This window comes from Baekduia sp. (assembly GCF_035685985.1).
Taxonomy (GTDB): domain Bacteria; phylum Actinomycetota; class Thermoleophilia; order Solirubrobacterales; family Solirubrobacteraceae; genus Baekduia.
On sequence record NZ_DASRZV010000029.1, the window covers coordinates 50,046 to 64,978 of the forward strand.

A 14,933-nucleotide genomic window follows, 5' to 3' on the forward strand; every position below is an offset into this window, starting at 1 on the left:
GACGTGACCGCGGTCACGGATTCCACGCCGTCCTTCGCGCTAGTTGTAGGACGCTGTCGTCGTTGTCGGAGGGAGTCGGAGATGAGCGTTGCCGTTGCGGCAGACGTGGGCGCGGACGAGGCGTGGCGGGATGGACCGTTGGCCGGCCTGCCGCCGTCGACCGTCGCGTTGCTGCTGGAGGACGCTCGCGTGCTGGAGCTCGCGGCGGGCGAGAGCCTCTACAGGAACGGGGCGGACCCGGTGCAGCTGATGCTGATCGCCGACGGGATGATGCGCATGTGCATCACGCGCGACGACGGCCGCCGCCTGACGATGCGCTACGCCGACCGTGGCGCGCTCGTCGGCCTGTCGGCGGTCCTCTCGACCCCCACCGATCATCGGCAGGAGCGGACGTGGTCGGAGATCAGCGGAGCGCGCCGCAGTTGCGACGCGCTCCGCGACACGGTGGTCCTCGTCCTGCGCACCGAGCGCTTCCTGCGTCTCCTGCGCACCGATCACCAGGTCGCCGACGCGATGCTCCGCTACCTCGCGCGCCTGGTGGACGAGGGGCAGCGCTGGCTCGGGTCCGACGTTCTGCTCTCGGTGCGCGAGCGCCTCGCCCGGCACTTGCTGAGCCTGGCCGAGCGGGTGGACGGCGAGTTCGCCGTGCGGGCGACCAACCAGGAGCTCGCTGACTCGGTGGGCTCGGTGCGGGACGTGGTGTCGCGCGTGCTCGGGGACCTGCAGGCCGATGGGCTCGTCAAACGCCGCGGTCGCCGGCTCGTGCTGCTCGCGCCCGCGAGCCTGCATCGCCTGGCGGTCGGTCGGCCGGTCGTGTCAGGGCCGTGAGCTCTCGGACGTCGCCGACCTGCGAGAGGCCGAGCGCGAGGCGCTCGATCGGCTCGGGGTCCGGCGAGAAGGGGGCGAACGCCGCGCACTCGCGGAACTTGGCGACGACCCCCTCACGGTCGAGCCGCCGGGGATGGCCGGGCTCGATCCCGACGGCGTGGGTGACCGTGCCACGCGGGGTCGTGATCGTCACGGTGACCGGGTGCTCGTCGGTCGGCACGTCGTCGCGTGGTGTGTCGAGTCGCAAGGCGAAGCGGTCGGCCAGGGCCTGGAGCTCCGGGCTGCGCACGGACGCGTCGGTGCGGTGTTCCAGCTGGTAGCGCCCGCTGAGCACGATGCGCGCGGCCGTGCACGGCACGGAGTAGAACGACGCGGCGGCCGACGGCGGGCGGTAGAGCGCATCGCCGAGAGCCATGATCGCGCCGTAGCGCGGGGGCAGCACGATCTCGGCTTCCAGCACCTCGTCGGGCCGGATCTGATGCTCGGCCACCAGCGTCGTCACGCACTCCGGGATCGACTGCGCCGCGCCGCCGGGCAGGAGCAGCTTGATGCCGAGGTCGAGGACGCGCCAACGCTCGCCGAGACCGTCCACGACCGGCCCGGGGTCGATCGAGCGGCCACGGAGGTGGCTGAACACGAGCCCGCGCGGCCCGGAGAGCGTGTCAGCGCCGACGCCTATGCCGCAGGCGGCCATCTGCGCGGCGATCACCCCCGATCGTGCCGCCCAGCCCGCGTTGAGCGGCTTGTTGCGTGCCGTGCCCTGCATCCAGCCGACAGCCGAGCCGCTCGCGAAGCTCACGGCGAGCGCCAGCGCCTCGGCGGATCGACGTGCGTCCAGCCGAAGCAACCGGGCCGCGGCCGCCGCGGCGCCGCACGCCCCGAAGATCGACATGTTGTGGAACCCGTAGCGTGCGGTGCCGTGCTCGATGCCGTCGCTGGTGGTCGCCAGTCGCTGAGCGACCTCCGCGCCGATGATGTAGGCGTCGAGCAGCGCCGCGCCGTCGGCTCCTCGCAGCTCGGCGATCGCGAGTGCCGCCGGCAGGACGGTCGGCTCGCAGTGCATCGCCGTTCCGATGGCGATGTCCTCGAAGTCCCAGCTGTGGATGAGCGTCCCGTTGACGAGCGCCGCGGTCGCCGCGCCGGCGCGGTCGGTCGTGCCGATGATCGTGCACGGCCGGTCGTCACCGACGTCGTCGCCCTGGGCGCGCAGCAGCTTCTGGGCGAAGCGGTCGTCGGCCGACCACGCCGCGAGCGCCAGGCCCAGGCCGTCGAGGACGAACCACCCGCCACGCTCCAGCAGGGCCGGTGTCGACGCGGCGCGCGGCGCGCTGCCGGCGACGAACGCGCCGAGGCGCTGGGTGAGGTCGACGGTGCTCATCGCGGGGCGGCGACGGTACAGGGGGCGGCGCTCGCCGGCATCGACTTAGGTCATGGAGTCGCGGTGGGTGCGCTCGTACGCTCGCCCGATGAAGTTCGGGGTCAAGCTGCCACACACCGGGCCGTTCGCCAGTGCGGAGGCCATCGCTCGCACGGCGGTCGCCTGCGAGGAGCTCGGGTACCACTCGCTCTGGGTGCGTGACTCGCTCACCCGCAAGCCGATGGACGTGAAGTTCCATTTCACCGCCGGGTCGATGGCGGCGTGGGAACGCCACGAGGGGCCGATCGTGCCCGACATGTATGAGTCGGTGTCGACGCTGTGCTACGTCGCGGGGATGACGAGCCGGATGGAGCTGGGCAGCTCGGTGGTGATCCTCCCGCTCCGCCATCCGGTGTGGCTGGCCAAGACCTACGCAACCCTCGATCGCTTCTGCGGCGGCCGCTCGATCCTCGGCGTCGGCATCGGGTCGCCGCCGTACGCCAAGCAGGAGTTCGCCGCCCTTGGCGAGACCCGCTTCATGGGCAGGCGCGGTGCGGTCGTCGACGAGTGGATCGCGATCATGCGCCAGACCTGGGAGCAGGACTCGGTCGACTACGACGGGCAGTTCATCACGATCCGGGACGCGGTCGTCTACCCGAAGCCCGTCCAGGATCGACTGCCCATCGTCTACGGCGGGATGGGCGACGCGGTGATGCATCGCATCGCCCGCGACCTCGACGGTTGGTACATCCAGTGGTTGCCTCCCGAGCGTCTGGCCCGCGAGTGGGCTGAGCTTCAGGGCTTGGCCGCCGGGTACGGGCGAGCCCCGTCCGAGTTGGTGCTCTACACGGAGTACTGGATGGCGATCGACGAGGACGGCGACCGGGCGCGCGCCGAGGAGCAGGCGATCAGCCGTGCGTCGTTCGACTACGGCGGCACCCGCGACATGCCGACGCTCACGCCCGAGCAGCGGGAGATCTTCGAGCACGCGTCGCGCGTGAGCCTCGCCGGGAACGGCCAGGAGGTCTTGGAGAAGGTCGTCGAGTACGGCGACGCCGGGGTCGATCACATGGTCCTGCGGCCGGTGGCGGACGACGTCGAGCACATGATCGATCGGCTCACGCAGTTCAAGGAGCAGGTGATGGACCGCTACCCGGGCACCGTGGCCGCGTGAGCGCCGGCCCGCGCCGGGTCCCGTGGCTGGTCGCTCTGCCGGGCGTCCTCTTCCTCCTCGCGTTTCACATCGTGCCGACGATCGTCGGCGGTCGCTACGCGTTCACGGACTGGAACGGCATCGACCAAGCCCATGGTGTTGGGCTGGGCAACTTCCGTGAGATCTTCCGCGACCCGGTCACCGAGCACTCGCTCTGGAACACGCTGAAGTTCGCGGGCGTGTTCTTCGTCGCGGTGAACGCGATCGGCCTGGCGCTGGCGCTGGCGCTGCGGCGGACGCTCAAGTCGCGCAGCGTCCTGCGCGCGCTGTTCTTCGCGCCGGTCGTGATCAGCCCGCTGGCCGTCGGGTTCCTGTGGCGGTACATCGCCGACGCCGAGGGCGGCTTCAACGACGTGCTCGGAAAGCTCGGCCTCGCGTCGTGGGAACACGCCTGGACGGGAGATCCGAAGTGGGCGATGTGGACGATCGTCGTCGTCCTCGTCTGGCAGTACTCGGGCCTGACGATGGTCATCTACCTGGCTGGGCTGGAGGGGATCAGCGATGAGCTGATCGAGGCCGCCACGGTCGATGGTGCCGGGCCCTGGCTGCGGTTCCGTCGCGTCGTGTTGCCGCTGCTGGCCCCGGCGATCACGGTCGCGGCGACCATCAGCCTGATCTTCGGGCTGCGGCTGTTCGACCAGATCCTGTCGGTCACCGGCGGTGGTCCGGCCAACGCCACCGAGACGCTCGCGACCCAGGTCTACACGCAGACCTTCGTCAACGGACGGTTCGGGTACGGGGCGGCGCTCGCGCTCGTCCTGACCGTGCTGATCGCCGCGCTCTCGATCGTGCAGATGGTCGTGCTGCGGCTCCGGGAAAGGGCGATGTGACGATGTTCCGCTACACCATCAAGAGCTTCGGGCGCGAGCTGACGGTGCTGGCCGGCGCGGCGGTGTTCGCGTTCCCGGTCTACGTGCTGGTCGTGATGGCGTTGAAGGGCGATCAGCAGGCGGCGTCCGATCCGCTCGGACTTCCGTCGCCGGTCAGGGCGAGCAACTTGAAGGACGCCTGGGAGGGCGGTGGCACCGCCGGCCTCGGCCACGCGTTGACGAGCAGCTTGATCATCACGATCGGCTCGGTGGTCTGCCTGGTCGCGATCGGGTCGCTGTGCGCCTACGCGATCGCGCGACGCCCCTCGCGGCTCGGCACCGGCCTGTACATCTTGTTCATGGTCGGCATCATGCTGCCGCTCCAGCTCGGCGTCGTGCCTCTGTTCGTCGCCTTCCGCAACCTCGGGCTGACCGGCAGCTACGTCGGCATGATCGTGCTCTACACCGGGTTGTTCATGCCCTTCACCGTGTTCCTGTACACCGGCTTCATCCGGGCGCTTCCCAAGGAGTACGAGGAAGCCGCGCAGGTCGACGGCGCTGGGTTGGTGCGGACCTACCTGCGCGTCGTGTTCCCGCTGCTGCGCCCGATCACCGGCACCGTGGGGATCCTCGCCGGGCTGCTGATCTGGAACGACTTCTTCGTCCCGCTGGTCTTCCTCTCGGGCAGCGACAAGGAGACGCTGCCCCTCGCGCTGTACTCGTTCGTCGGGGAGAACACCTCGGCGTGGAACCTCATCATGGCGGCGGTGGTCATCTCGATCGCGCCGATCATGGTGTTCTACCTGTTCGCCCAACGGCAGCTCATCAAGGGCTTCGCGGGCGGGCTCCGGGGGTGATTCGCGTTGGCGACGCTGACGTTCGACGGCATCGGCAAGGTCTACCCGGGCGGCATGCGCGCGGTGAAGGACCTCAACTTGGAACTGGACCACGGCGAGTTCATGGTGGTCATCGGGCCGTCCGGGTGCGGCAAGACGACCGCGCTGCGGATGGTCGCTGGGCTTGAGGAGATCTCCGAGGGCGAGTTGCGCGTCGACGGCGAGGTCGTCAACGCGCTCGATCCACGGCGGCGCGACGTGGCGATGGTCTTCCAGAACTACGCCATCTACCCGCACATGTCGATCTTCGAGAACATCGCGTTCCCCCTGCGGGCGCAGCGAATGCCGAAGGACGAGGTGCGCGACCGCGTCGAGCGCGTCGCCGGCCTGCTGGGCCTGGAAGCCGTCCTGTCGCGCAAGCCGCGGACGCTCTCGGGCGGGCAGCGCCAGCGCGTTGCGATGGGCCGCGCCTTCGTGCGACGCCCGCGGGTCTTCCTGATGGACGAGCCGCTCTCGAACCTCGACGCGAAGCTGCGCGTCCAGGTGCGCGCGGAGATCGCCCAGCTGCAGCGCGAGCTGGAGGTCACGACGCTGTACGTGACACACGACCAGGTCGAGGCGATGACGATGGGGACCCGCGTCGCGCTCATGCGCAAGGGCGTCCTGCAGCAGGTCGCGGCGCCACAGGACATCTACGACAACCCGGTGAACCTGTTCGTCGCGACGTTCATCGGGTCGCCGGCGATGAACCTGGTCACCGCCACGCTCGACCGCGATGACACGGGCCTGATCGTCCGGGTCGGCGAGCAGGTCGTCCGCGTGCCCGCCGCCACGGCGGCACGGCGCCCCGCGCTGGCCGGTCAACGGGACCGGCCGATCGCGCTGGGCATCCGCCCGGAGCATCTGAGCGACGCCGCGCTGAGCGGTGGGGGCGAGGCGGATCTCCGACTGCGCGGTGACGTCACGCTGGTGGAGACGCTCGGATCCGAGCGCCTCGTGCACTTCGGGGTGCCGGGTCAGCCGGTGCTCACCGACGAGGTCGTGGAGGTCAACCGCGACGCCGACGCCGCGCTGGCCGACGCGGCAGAGCGCGGCGCGCAGGAGAGCACCGTCCCCATGGTCGCCCGGGTCGACATCCGGTCGCGGCTCGAGCGCGGTGAGACCGCCGAGCTGGTCATCGACGCCGGGCACCTGCACTTCTTCGACCTGGCCACTGGCGCCGCGATCACCGGCTGACGCGCGGCTCGCATGCGGCGCCAACGCACGAACGGCCCGGGCTGAGCCCGGGCCGTTCGCGTCGTCCCAACAACAGGACAGGTGACGTGCGCGGAGTCGCTCAGCCGACGGGGCCCTTGTCCCAGGCCTGGTCCATCGTCTTGAGGACCTGCTCGGTGCTCATCTGGCCGGTCAGCACGCCGGCGGCGCCCGTCGCGGCCGCGAGCGCGACGTCGGGGCTCTGGAACAGCCCGAAGTTGCTCACCGCGACCCTGTCGGCGTCGATGAGCTTCTGGAACGGCGCGAAGTCGGCCGGGTACTTGCCCGCGTTGATGTCGTAGGGCGACACGCTCTGGTTGGCCTCCGCGAACTGCCTCGACGCGCTCGGCGAAGCGAGGTAGTCGAGGAACGCGTCGGCCGCGGGGAGGTTCTTGGCATGGGCGTTGATCGAGAGGGCCGCCGACGGCGTCGAGGCGATGATCTGCGACTCGGCGGTGTCGCCCGGCAGCGGAGCCAAGCCGATCTCGCCCTTCTTGCCGAGGGCGGTCGAGGCCGTTCCCAGCTGGTTCGGCGTCGCCATGACCGACAGCGCCTTGCCCTGGGCCAGCTCCTGCATGCTCTGGTCCAGCGTCTGCACGGTCTGCGGCGACCGTCCCAGGCACCTGGCGTCGTTCATCGCCTTGGTGTGGTCGAACACCGCCGTCCAGCCCTTGTCGCCGGCGAAGGTGACCTTGTTCGCCTTGCGCTGCTCGATGAAGTCCGGCTCGGCGGCGGAGACGAGCTCGGCCGACCAGCCCGCGGGGTAGCTGACGACGTTGGTCGACAGCAGGTACTTGCCCTTGGCGGCGACCTGCTTGCACTGGGCCAGCAGCTCGGAGAACGTGGTCGCCGGCGTCAGACCGTACTGCTGGTACAGCGTCTTGTTGTAGAGGATGGCCGCGATCGAGGTGTCCAGCGGCCAAGCGTAGATCTTGCCGTTGGCGGTGATCAGCGGCTTGGCGATGCCGAGCACGTCCTTCGCCCACGGTCGGCTGCTGAGGTCTTGGACCCGACCGGCCTGGGCGAGCGGCAACACCGCGGCCGCGTCGGCGCTGCCGGGCCGCGTGAAGAACACGTCGGGCCCGCCGCCGGACGCGAGCTGCGTGCGGATCAGCGTCCCGGCCTGCGCCGACGGGACGTACTGGACGTTGAGCTTCACGCCCGGGTACTTCTGCTTGAAGCCGGGCAGCACGCTCTCGAACCCGGCCTTGCGCGAGGACTCGAGGAGCACGCGCAGCTGGCCGGAGGGCTGCTTGGCGTCGGCCGCGGTGGACTTCGAGCTGTCGTCGCTCGATGACCCGCAGGCCGACAGCGTCCCGGCGATCGCGGTGGTCAGCACCGCCCCGACGAGCACGTTCTTGTTCACGGGATCTCCTCCCTGATGCGCGGTGACGGCCCGGCGCGGTGCTCCTGCGCACCGCCGGCCTGCACGACGCTGGTTGACCCCGGCGACTCTCGTCGGCGGCGCCGCTCATGGCCATGACATAAGTCTCGACGGACGACGCGACCGGTTCAGCCGCGCGCGTAGGTCGGATCGTCGCGGTCGCGACGGGCGCGCGCGCCTCGCGCGTGCAGGAAGGCCGCCATGCCCGCGTCGTCGAGGTCGGCGCGCCAGAGCGGGGTGGAGGTCGCGCTCGTGATGCGCCAGACGTCGTTCGTCCGCTCCAACTCCACCAGCTCGCGCGCGCCCTCGAGCGTCGTGGCTCCAGGACCGGCGCTGCGCATGACGAGGACCGGCGCCTCGTGGCGGGCGTAGTCGCCTGCGACGTCGGTCGTCCCGTCGAGCACATGGTGCTGCGTGGCCGCGGCGTCACGCGCGCGTTCGAGGACGGATCGGCCGGCTCCGGGGTAGGCGTGCACCTCGTCGAGCAGTTGGGTGTCGAGGCGATCCAGCGCGCGTGCTCGCGCAAGGACCCGCTCTTCGACTTCGGCGACGTCGTGCGTGTGTCCCTGTTCGTCGCGCCTGGTCGTCTGGCCGGTCACCGCCGGCGTCTGGGCGGTGATCTCGCCGGTCAGCTGGACGGCCCAGTCGGCCACGGAACGGCGCTCCTCCAAGACCCATGCCGAAGGGCCGCGCACCCAATCGGCGGAGATGCGCCCGCCGGCCATCGTGAGGCCGTCGCGCGACGCGCGGACGTCCAAGCTGTAGGACTCGGTGTTGGCGTGCTGATCTCCGAAGCAGTCCAGGCTGTTGCTGGTGCAGGCTGCCGCGGCCGGAGCATCGCCGGGCTCGAGCGACGGCGCGGTGGCGTGCCACTCCGCGATCATCTGACGATGGGCGATGCGCCACTGCCCATCGCGCCGCTCGAAGCGATCGGCGTAGCGCCCGGCCATGAACGTCGCCGTCCAGGGGACCTCGGCCGCGCGCAGCGGGAGCATCGTCGCCAGGTAGTAGGCCTCCGACCAGGCGACGTCACCGGACCGGTCGACGCGGTGGTTGGTGATCACGTGGCGACCGAGGGTCAGCGTGCCGGAGGCCGCGACCATCGCTTCGGCGAAGCCGTCCACGGTGATCTCCGTCCCGACCGGGCCCATCTCGATCACGGCGTGGGGGTGGAACGAGGAGCGCAGCAGCGCCTCGTCTCCTTGGTCGATGGCGCGTCCGTAGCGCATCAGGCACGTGCGGATGGCGGTCCGGTCCGTGACGGCAGGCAGGGCGGTGTCGGTCATCGGCCCATTCGAGCCGCTGGAGGGCGCACCCGCCATGACATACATCAGAGTGTTCAGCAGTGTGGTGCAACCAGGTGCAGGTCACCGAAGACGGAGCGTGCGTCCGCTGCCTCGTCGCATCGGAGGACGCGGTCCTCGACGGCCGTCACCGCCTCCGTGTCGAGGACCGCGCCGGCGGTGCGTCGGAACTTGCCGATGACGCGCTCGCGGGTGAGCACGCCGGGATGTCCGCGATCGCGTTCCATCCGGCCCTCGAACGTGCCGCGCCGGGTGCGGACGGTGATGGTGACCGGGCGCGCCGCGGGGTCGGCGGCCGGGGCCGGAGGTGCGGTGCTCAGCTCGATCCGATCGGCGAGCGCGAGCATCACGGGGTCGCGCACCGCGGCATCGGTCCGGTGCTCCAGCCAGAACGATCCGTCGAGCAGGACCCGCGCGAGGATGCACGGCACCGATCCGATCGACGCGGCTCCGGTCGGTGGGCGCCAGAGGCTCTGGCCGACGTCACGGAGGACCGGGGCGTAGGCGTCCGGGAGCACCACCTCGACGCTGAGGACCTCGTCGGCGGCGATGCCGTGCGTGGCGACCATCTCCTCCATGAGCTGTGCGGCCGGCTGCGGCAGCGTGCCGCAGGGCAGGAGCTTGATGCCGACGTCCATGGTGCGCCAGCGATCGCCGAGGGCGGCCAGCGCCTGCGCTCGCCGAGGCGCCTTCCCGCGGGTGTGAGCCTCGTAGAAGCCGCGTGGTCCGTCGAGGGTGGAGTCCGGGCAGCCATACCCGGTGGCGGCGAGGTGCGCGGCGGAGATCCCGGCGTGTGCGGCCCAGCCCACCTGCGCCGGCTTGTGGCGCCCGGTGCCCAGCGTCCAGGCGGCCGACGTTCCGCTCGCGAACGAGGCGGTCAGCGCCAACGCGTTGGTCGCCTCGCGTTCGTCGAGGCCGAGCAGCCATGCGGCGGCGGCCGCGGCGCCGAAGGCGCCGAACAGCGAGGTGTTGTGGAAACCCGCCGAGTAGGTGCCATGCTCGCCGGCGGCGCCATCCGCCAGGCGCACGGAGACCTCGCACGCGAGCACGATGGCGGCCAGCAGCGCGGCGCCGCTGCGCTGCTGCTCCTCGGCGACCGCGAGCGCGGCGGCGACCGCGAACGACTCGCAGTGCATGATCGTGTCGAGGAAGAAGTCGTCGAAGTCCCAGCCGTGGGCCAGGGTGCCGTTGACGAACGCGGCGGCCGGAGCGCCGAGCGGCCGGGGGCTGCCGATCACGGTGCACGGGCCGAGGTGCCCGGCCCGCGCCGAGGCCGTCCTCGCCGCGAACCCGTCCTCGGCCGTCCAGGCGACGAGCGCGAGCCCTGCGGTGTCGAGCAGCAGCCAGCGGGCGCGTTCGAGCAGCTCGGCGCGGTGAGCAGAAGCCTCGAGGTCGAACCCCGCGACGAACGCCCCCAGCTCGGCGGCGAGCGGCGTGCTCACGCTCCGACCGGAGCCTTGGCGCGCGGGATGAGCTCGCCCAGCAGCTCGAGCTCGCGCGGAGAGTCGACGAGGCAGGTGATCTGGTCCACACCGCGGGCCGCCAGCGTCCGCATGCGCTCGACGACCTGGTCCGGAGTCCCCACGATCGCGAACCGCTCCAGGAAGTACTCCGTCAACCCGAGCTCGTTCATCAGGTCGACGTTGTCGTAGCCCGAACCCGGGAGCGGGTTCTTCCGTGCCCAGTCGTAGCGGCGGTGGTACTCGGCGAGCGGCTCCCAGAGCTCGGGCGGTACGCCGCGCTCGGCGAAGTCGGCGCCGCGCAGCGAGTGGTTGCCCATCGACGTGAGGCTCTCGGCGATCGTCGCCACGGCCTCCTCATAGGTGTCGCCGATCGCGAACCGCGTGACCCACCACACGTCAGGACGGGCCCGCCCGGCGGCGTCGGCGCCGGCGTCCAGCCACGCATGCGCGCGGGCGATGTTGTCGGGCGTCACGCCCGTGGCGACGTATGCGCCATCAGCGACCTCGCCGGCGACGCGCATCATCTTGGGCCCGCCGGCGACCAGGTAGAGCGGGACGCGCGGTCCGGGCGCGTCGGGCCACGGCAGTCGGACGTGGCGGTCTCCGATCCGGGCTTCGCGGTCGGTCAGCAACGCGCGGATCGCCAGCAGCGCCTCGCGCGTCTCGCGGATCGTGTGGGGCCTCAACCCAAGGTTCTTGACGACGCCGTCGCCGCGGCCGAGCACCATGAACGCGCGCCCGCCGGTGACCGCGTCCAGCGATGCCAACGAGGCGGCGTGGAGACCGGGATCGCGCGTGGCGGCGGTCGTCACGAACGCGCCGACCGCGGGCCGGCGTGCCAGGGCGGCGAAGTACCCGAGGCCGAGGTACTGCTCCAGCGAGTAGCCCTGGACGTCGCCGGTGGACAGCCGGTCGACGTCATAGGCGTCGATCGCCGACAGCATCGCCTCCAGGCTGGACGTGCCTGGCAGGCCGTCGTGATCCGGGCGGGCGACGATCGGGACGTGGATCGCCTTGACCGGAGCTTGCTCCATGCCGCGAACGTAGGGAGGCACGCCGGACAGGGCGATGACGAAAGTCGTTCTCGGACTCGCGAGCGGGAGACCTCCACCTGAATCGGAGATCTCCCGCCACGGGCACGGGCCGCGCTCCTGCGCACTTGGGGCACGCCCGCGATGGCCGGGCCGTCCGCGCAGGTCATGAAGTACCCGGTCGGTGGGGTCCTGGGACCTATGTCACGGACCGCGGCCGACGGCGCTGCGATGGTGGCGAGCAACCTCATCATGTCGGTCCGAACCGTCTACATCCCGCCCGTCGGGCTCGACGCCGGGAGCTGGTGGCTGGTGCCCGAGGCTCGGGACGGCGTCCTGCACGAGCTGCCCGGCTTTGGTTCCGCGCGGCGAGCTGATGTCCAGCCCACGATGGGCGATCTCGCCGATGCGCTCGTCGAGGCGCACGACGGTGCGCTCCACTTGGTCGGCGTCTCGATGGGCGGCATGGTCGCCCTCCACGCGGCGGCGCGGCATCCGGACCGTGTCGTGTCCGTGCTCGTGGCCTGCACTGGCGCGCGTGCGAACCCGGACACCATGCTCGCTCGCGCGGCGGCGGCCGAGAGCGGCGGCATGGCGGCGGTCCTCGACAGCACGCTCGCGCGCTGGTTCACGCCGCGGGCGCTCGCGACGCCGGGGCACCCGGGGGTGCGCTACGCCCGGCGGACGCTGCTGGCCCTCGAACCCGGCGCGTACGCCGACGGCTGGCGTGCGATCGCGACGCACGACGTCACGCCGTGGCTCGGCGAGCTCCGCGTTCCGGTGACGGCCGTGGCCGGCGCCTGCGACACAGCGTCGCCGAAGGCGCGGTCGGCGGCGATCGCCGAGCGGGTGCCGGGCGGGAGGCTGGTCGTCGTCGACGACGCCCCGCACATGATCCACCTCGAGCGGCCGAGGCAGTTCTCCGCGGTCGTGCGCGAGCACCTGGCACGCGCCATGACCTCGGTCACTGACTGAGCGCGTGAGCGCATCCAGGATGGTGGTCATGGCTTCGCAGACGCCGCCGTCCACGCTGGAGGAGCAGGTCCGTTGGCTGCTGGACCGCGCGGCGATCAACGACCTGCTCGTCGAGCACGCACGATGCCTCGACGACAAGGACTGGGACGGTTTGCAGGCGCTGTTCACCGAGGACGGGTACCTGCAACTGCCGTTCGGGCGGATCGAGGCTGACGCGATGGGCTCTACAAGCGCCACGCACCTCGACAGCTACTTCGCCACCCACCACATGAGCTCCAACTACGCGATCGAGCTCGACGGCGACACGGCCAACGCGCGGTCGTACTTCTCGGCGGCGCACGTGCCGTCGAGTGAGGATCTCTGGGCCCATGGCGACATCGGCGGCTGGTACCAGACGACGTTCCGGCGTGTGGACGGGCGGTGGCGGATCGCGACGATCGACGAGACGTTCCTCTGGCGCATCGGACGCGGGGCGCCCGACGACCGATGAGCGTCGCGGTCCTTTGCGGCAACCCGAACCCGCGGTCGCGCACGCTGACGGTCGCCGAGGCGGTCGCCGGCCGGATCGCGGATGCGCTCGGCGCGCCGATCGGACCGGTGATCGACCTCCACGACCGTGGGGCCGCCCTCGCGGCCCGCGCCGGGTGACAAAAGTCGCTGTCGGTGAGGGCGGGCGTTGGTTGCATGGCCTGGCCCATCCGGGCCAAGACCCGACCCACCTCCTCGCATGACCGACACCACCACCTTGACCATCGACCCTCAGACCGCCGCTCCCGCCACGACGCGGATGCGGTTGCTCGTGACGTGTCCCGACCGCCCGGGGATCGTGGCCGCCGTCTCGCGGTTCGTGTTCGAGTCGGGCGGCAACATCATCAGCTCTGACCAGTACTCGTCCAACCCGAGCGAAGGGACGTTCTTCCTGCGCGTCGAGTTCACGCTGCCCCAGGGCGACCGCGCGTCGTTCTCGGAGCGCTTCGGGCTCACGGTGGCCGAGCGGTTCGGCATGAGCTGGCGCCTTTGGGACGCCGGACACAAGAAGCGCATCGCGGTGCTCGTCTCCCGCTACGGCCACTGCCTGCAGGACCTGCTGTGGCGCTGGCGCCAGGGTGAGCTGGACGGCGAGCTGGTCCTGGTCGCCTCCAACCACGAGGACTTCCGCGCCGATGTCGAAGCGGCCGGCCTCCCGTTCCACCACGTGCCGGTGGAGAAGGGCAAGAAGGCCGAGGCCGAGCGCGAGCTCGTCGAGCTGCTCGAGGGCCGGTGCGACCTCGCGGTGCTCGCCCGCTACATGCAGATCCTCAGCGGCGACTTCCTCGAGCAGGTCGGGGTGCCGGTCATCAACATCCATCACTCGTTCCTGCCCGCCTTCGCGGGCGCCGGGCCGTATGAGCGGGCCAAGGAGCGCGGCGTCAAGCTGATCGGCGCCACCGCCCACTACGTCACCGAGGAGCTCGACGCCGGCCCGATCATCGAGCAGGACGTCGCCCGCGTCACCCACCGCCAGAGCGCCGAGGAGATGGTCGTCGCCGGCGCCGACGTCGAGCGCAACGTGCTCGCGCGAGCGGTGCAGTGGCATTGCCAGGATCGCGTCCTGCGCCACGGCAACACGACCGTCGTCTTCTGAGCGTGGCCGACATCATCGACGGGCGGGCGGTCTCGCAGCGCCTGCGGGCCGCGATCGCCGCCGACGTCGCGCGGCTGGACGAGGCGCCGGGCCTCGCGACGATCCTGGTCGGCGACGATCCCGCCTCGGCGGTCTACGTGGCATCGAAGCGCAAGGCCTGCGCGGAGGCCGGGATCACGAGCGTTCACCACCCGCTGCCCGCTGCGACCCAGTTGCCGGAGCTGCTCGGGCTGATCGACGAGCTGAACGCCGACCCGTGCGTGTCGGGGATCCTGTGCCAGCTTCCGCTGCCCGCGCACCTCGACGCGGCCGTCGTGATCGAGCGCATCGACCCCGACAAGGACGTCGACGGCCTCACGGTCGCCAACGCCGGACGGCTGGCCCTCGGTCAGCCCGGGCTGCGTCCGTGCACGCCCGCCGGCGTGATGGACCTGCTCGCCGAAGCCGGGGCCGAGTTGCGCGGCGGCGAGGCGGTCGTCATCGGCCGCTCGAACCTCTTCGGCAAGCCGATGGCCCAGATGCTCCTTGCGGCGGACGCGACCGTGACGTGCTGCCACCGATACACGCGCGCGTTGAACGAGCAGTGCGCCCGCGCCGACGTGCTGATCGCCGCCGTCGGGCAGCCGGGCCTCGTCCGCGGCACCTGGATCAAGCCGGGCGCGACGGTGATCGACGTCGGCATCAACCGCACCGACGACGGCCTGGTCGGCGACGTCGAGTTCGAGGCGGCCGCCGAGATCGCCGGGGCGATCACGCCCGTTCCGGGCGGCGTCGGCCCGATGACGATCGCGTGCCTGCTGCGCAACACCCTGATCAGCGCCTCACGCACCCAGCGGGCGCGCGAGGCGGCCTGAT

At 71.2% G+C, this 14,933-nt stretch carries 15 protein-coding genes; 10 read left to right on the forward strand and 5 right to left on the reverse strand.

Annotated features, from left to right (window positions below):
* Positions 1–3: 3 nt before the first annotated feature.
* The gene (locus VFG42_RS19480) at positions 4–828 is read left to right on the forward strand and encodes a Crp/Fnr family transcriptional regulator (protein WP_324910450.1); all 825 of its coding nucleotides are present in this window, start codon (positions 4–6) and stop codon (positions 826–828) included.
* Here the strand turns inward: VFG42_RS19480 and VFG42_RS19485 are convergent.
* On the reverse strand, positions 740–2,206 hold the full coding sequence (locus VFG42_RS19485) for an MmgE/PrpD family protein (protein WP_324910451.1): 1,467 nt from the start codon (positions 2,204–2,206) through the stop codon (positions 740–742). The genes VFG42_RS19480 and VFG42_RS19485 overlap by 89 nt on opposite strands.
* An 88-nt stretch (positions 2,207–2,294) precedes the next feature.
* Between VFG42_RS19485 and VFG42_RS19490 the strand changes: the two genes are divergently transcribed.
* Genes VFG42_RS19490 through VFG42_RS19505 form a run of 4 tightly spaced genes read left to right on the forward strand, consistent with a single transcriptional unit; the run spans position 2,295 to position 6,279 of the window.
* Positions 2,295–3,359, forward strand: coding sequence for a TIGR03619 family F420-dependent LLM class oxidoreductase (locus VFG42_RS19490; RefSeq protein WP_324910452.1), 1,065 nt, complete (start codon positions 2,295–2,297; stop codon positions 3,357–3,359).
* Positions 3,356–4,228, forward strand: a complete 873-nt coding sequence (locus VFG42_RS19495) for a sugar ABC transporter permease (RefSeq protein ID WP_324910453.1) — start codon at positions 3,356–3,358, stop codon at positions 4,226–4,228. Before VFG42_RS19490 ends, VFG42_RS19495 begins: the two co-directional genes overlap by 4 nt.
* Positions 4,229–4,230: 2 nt before the next feature.
* Positions 4,231–5,064, forward strand: a complete 834-nt coding sequence (locus VFG42_RS19500; protein ID WP_324910454.1) for a carbohydrate ABC transporter permease — start codon at positions 4,231–4,233, stop codon at positions 5,062–5,064.
* Between the two features lie 6 nt (positions 5,065–5,070).
* On the forward strand, positions 5,071–6,279 hold the full coding sequence (locus VFG42_RS19505) for a sn-glycerol-3-phosphate ABC transporter ATP-binding protein UgpC (protein WP_324910455.1): 1,209 nt from the start codon (positions 5,071–5,073) through the stop codon (positions 6,277–6,279).
* A gap of 100 nt (positions 6,280–6,379) precedes the next feature.
* Here the strand turns inward: VFG42_RS19505 and VFG42_RS19510 are convergent, their stop codons facing one another.
* The 4 genes from VFG42_RS19510 to VFG42_RS19525 form a co-directional block, all read right to left on the reverse strand.
* Complete coding sequence (locus tag VFG42_RS19510) at positions 6,380–7,663, reverse strand: ABC transporter substrate-binding protein (protein WP_324910456.1); 1,284 nt, start codon at positions 7,661–7,663, stop codon at positions 6,380–6,382.
* Between the two features lie 146 nt (positions 7,664–7,809).
* Positions 7,810–8,967, reverse strand: a complete 1,158-nt coding sequence (locus VFG42_RS19515; RefSeq protein ID WP_324910457.1) for a nuclear transport factor 2 family protein — start codon at positions 8,965–8,967, stop codon at positions 7,810–7,812.
* A gap of 53 nt (positions 8,968–9,020) precedes the next feature.
* The gene (locus tag VFG42_RS19520; RefSeq protein WP_324910458.1) at positions 9,021–10,427 is read right to left on the reverse strand and encodes an MmgE/PrpD family protein; all 1,407 of its coding nucleotides are present in this window, start codon (positions 10,425–10,427) and stop codon (positions 9,021–9,023) included.
* On the reverse strand, positions 10,424–11,482 hold the full coding sequence (locus VFG42_RS19525; protein ID WP_324910459.1) for an LLM class flavin-dependent oxidoreductase: 1,059 nt from the start codon (positions 11,480–11,482) through the stop codon (positions 10,424–10,426). Before VFG42_RS19525 ends, VFG42_RS19520 begins: the two co-directional genes overlap by 4 nt.
* 249 nt (positions 11,483–11,731) lie before the next feature.
* On the opposite strand from VFG42_RS19525, the gene VFG42_RS19530 reads away from it, so the two are divergent.
* From VFG42_RS19530 to folD, 5 genes are all read left to right on the forward strand, one after another.
* Positions 11,732–12,454, forward strand: coding sequence for an alpha/beta fold hydrolase (locus tag VFG42_RS19530; protein WP_324910461.1), 723 nt, complete (start codon positions 11,732–11,734; stop codon positions 12,452–12,454).
* A 28-nt stretch (positions 12,455–12,482) separates the two neighbouring features.
* Positions 12,483–12,944, forward strand: coding sequence for a nuclear transport factor 2 family protein (locus VFG42_RS19535; protein ID WP_324910462.1), 462 nt, complete (start codon positions 12,483–12,485; stop codon positions 12,942–12,944).
* Complete coding sequence (locus VFG42_RS19540) at positions 12,941–13,102, forward strand: hypothetical protein (protein WP_324910464.1); 162 nt, start codon at positions 12,941–12,943, stop codon at positions 13,100–13,102. The genes VFG42_RS19535 and VFG42_RS19540 overlap by 4 nt, the downstream gene beginning before the upstream one ends.
* A gap of 79 nt (positions 13,103–13,181) precedes the next feature.
* Complete coding sequence (purU, locus tag VFG42_RS19545; protein ID WP_324910465.1) at positions 13,182–14,078, forward strand: formyltetrahydrofolate deformylase; 897 nt, start codon at positions 13,182–13,184, stop codon at positions 14,076–14,078.
* Positions 14,075–14,932, forward strand: a complete 858-nt coding sequence (gene folD, locus VFG42_RS19550; RefSeq protein ID WP_349260440.1) for a bifunctional methylenetetrahydrofolate dehydrogenase/methenyltetrahydrofolate cyclohydrolase FolD — start codon at positions 14,075–14,077, stop codon at positions 14,930–14,932. The genes purU and folD overlap by 4 nt, the downstream gene beginning before the upstream one ends.
* Position 14,933 lies beyond the last annotated feature (1 nt).

Coding starts and splice junctions, on each gene's coding strand:
- VFG42_RS19485 (WP_324910451.1), bottom strand. CDS start 2,206: ATGAGCACCGTCGACCTCACCCAGCGCCTCGGCGCGTTCGTCGCCGGC.
- VFG42_RS19490 (WP_324910452.1), top strand. CDS start 2,295: ATGAAGTTCGGGGTCAAGCTGCCACACACCGGGCCGTTCGCCAGTGCG.
- VFG42_RS19500 (WP_324910454.1), top strand. CDS start 4,231: ATGTTCCGCTACACCATCAAGAGCTTCGGGCGCGAGCTGACGGTGCTG.
- VFG42_RS19515 (WP_324910457.1), bottom strand. CDS start 8,967: ATGACCGACACCGCCCTGCCTGCCGTCACGGACCGGACCGCCATCCGC.
- VFG42_RS19525 (WP_324910459.1), bottom strand. CDS start 11,482: ATGGAGCAAGCTCCGGTCAAGGCGATCCACGTCCCGATCGTCGCCCGC.
- VFG42_RS19530 (WP_324910461.1), top strand. CDS start 11,732: ATGTCGGTCCGAACCGTCTACATCCCGCCCGTCGGGCTCGACGCCGGG.
- VFG42_RS19535 (WP_324910462.1), top strand. CDS start 12,483: ATGGCTTCGCAGACGCCGCCGTCCACGCTGGAGGAGCAGGTCCGTTGG.
- VFG42_RS19540 (WP_324910464.1), top strand. CDS start 12,941: ATGAGCGTCGCGGTCCTTTGCGGCAACCCGAACCCGCGGTCGCGCACG.
- purU (WP_324910465.1), top strand. CDS start 13,182: ATGACCGACACCACCACCTTGACCATCGACCCTCAGACCGCCGCTCCC.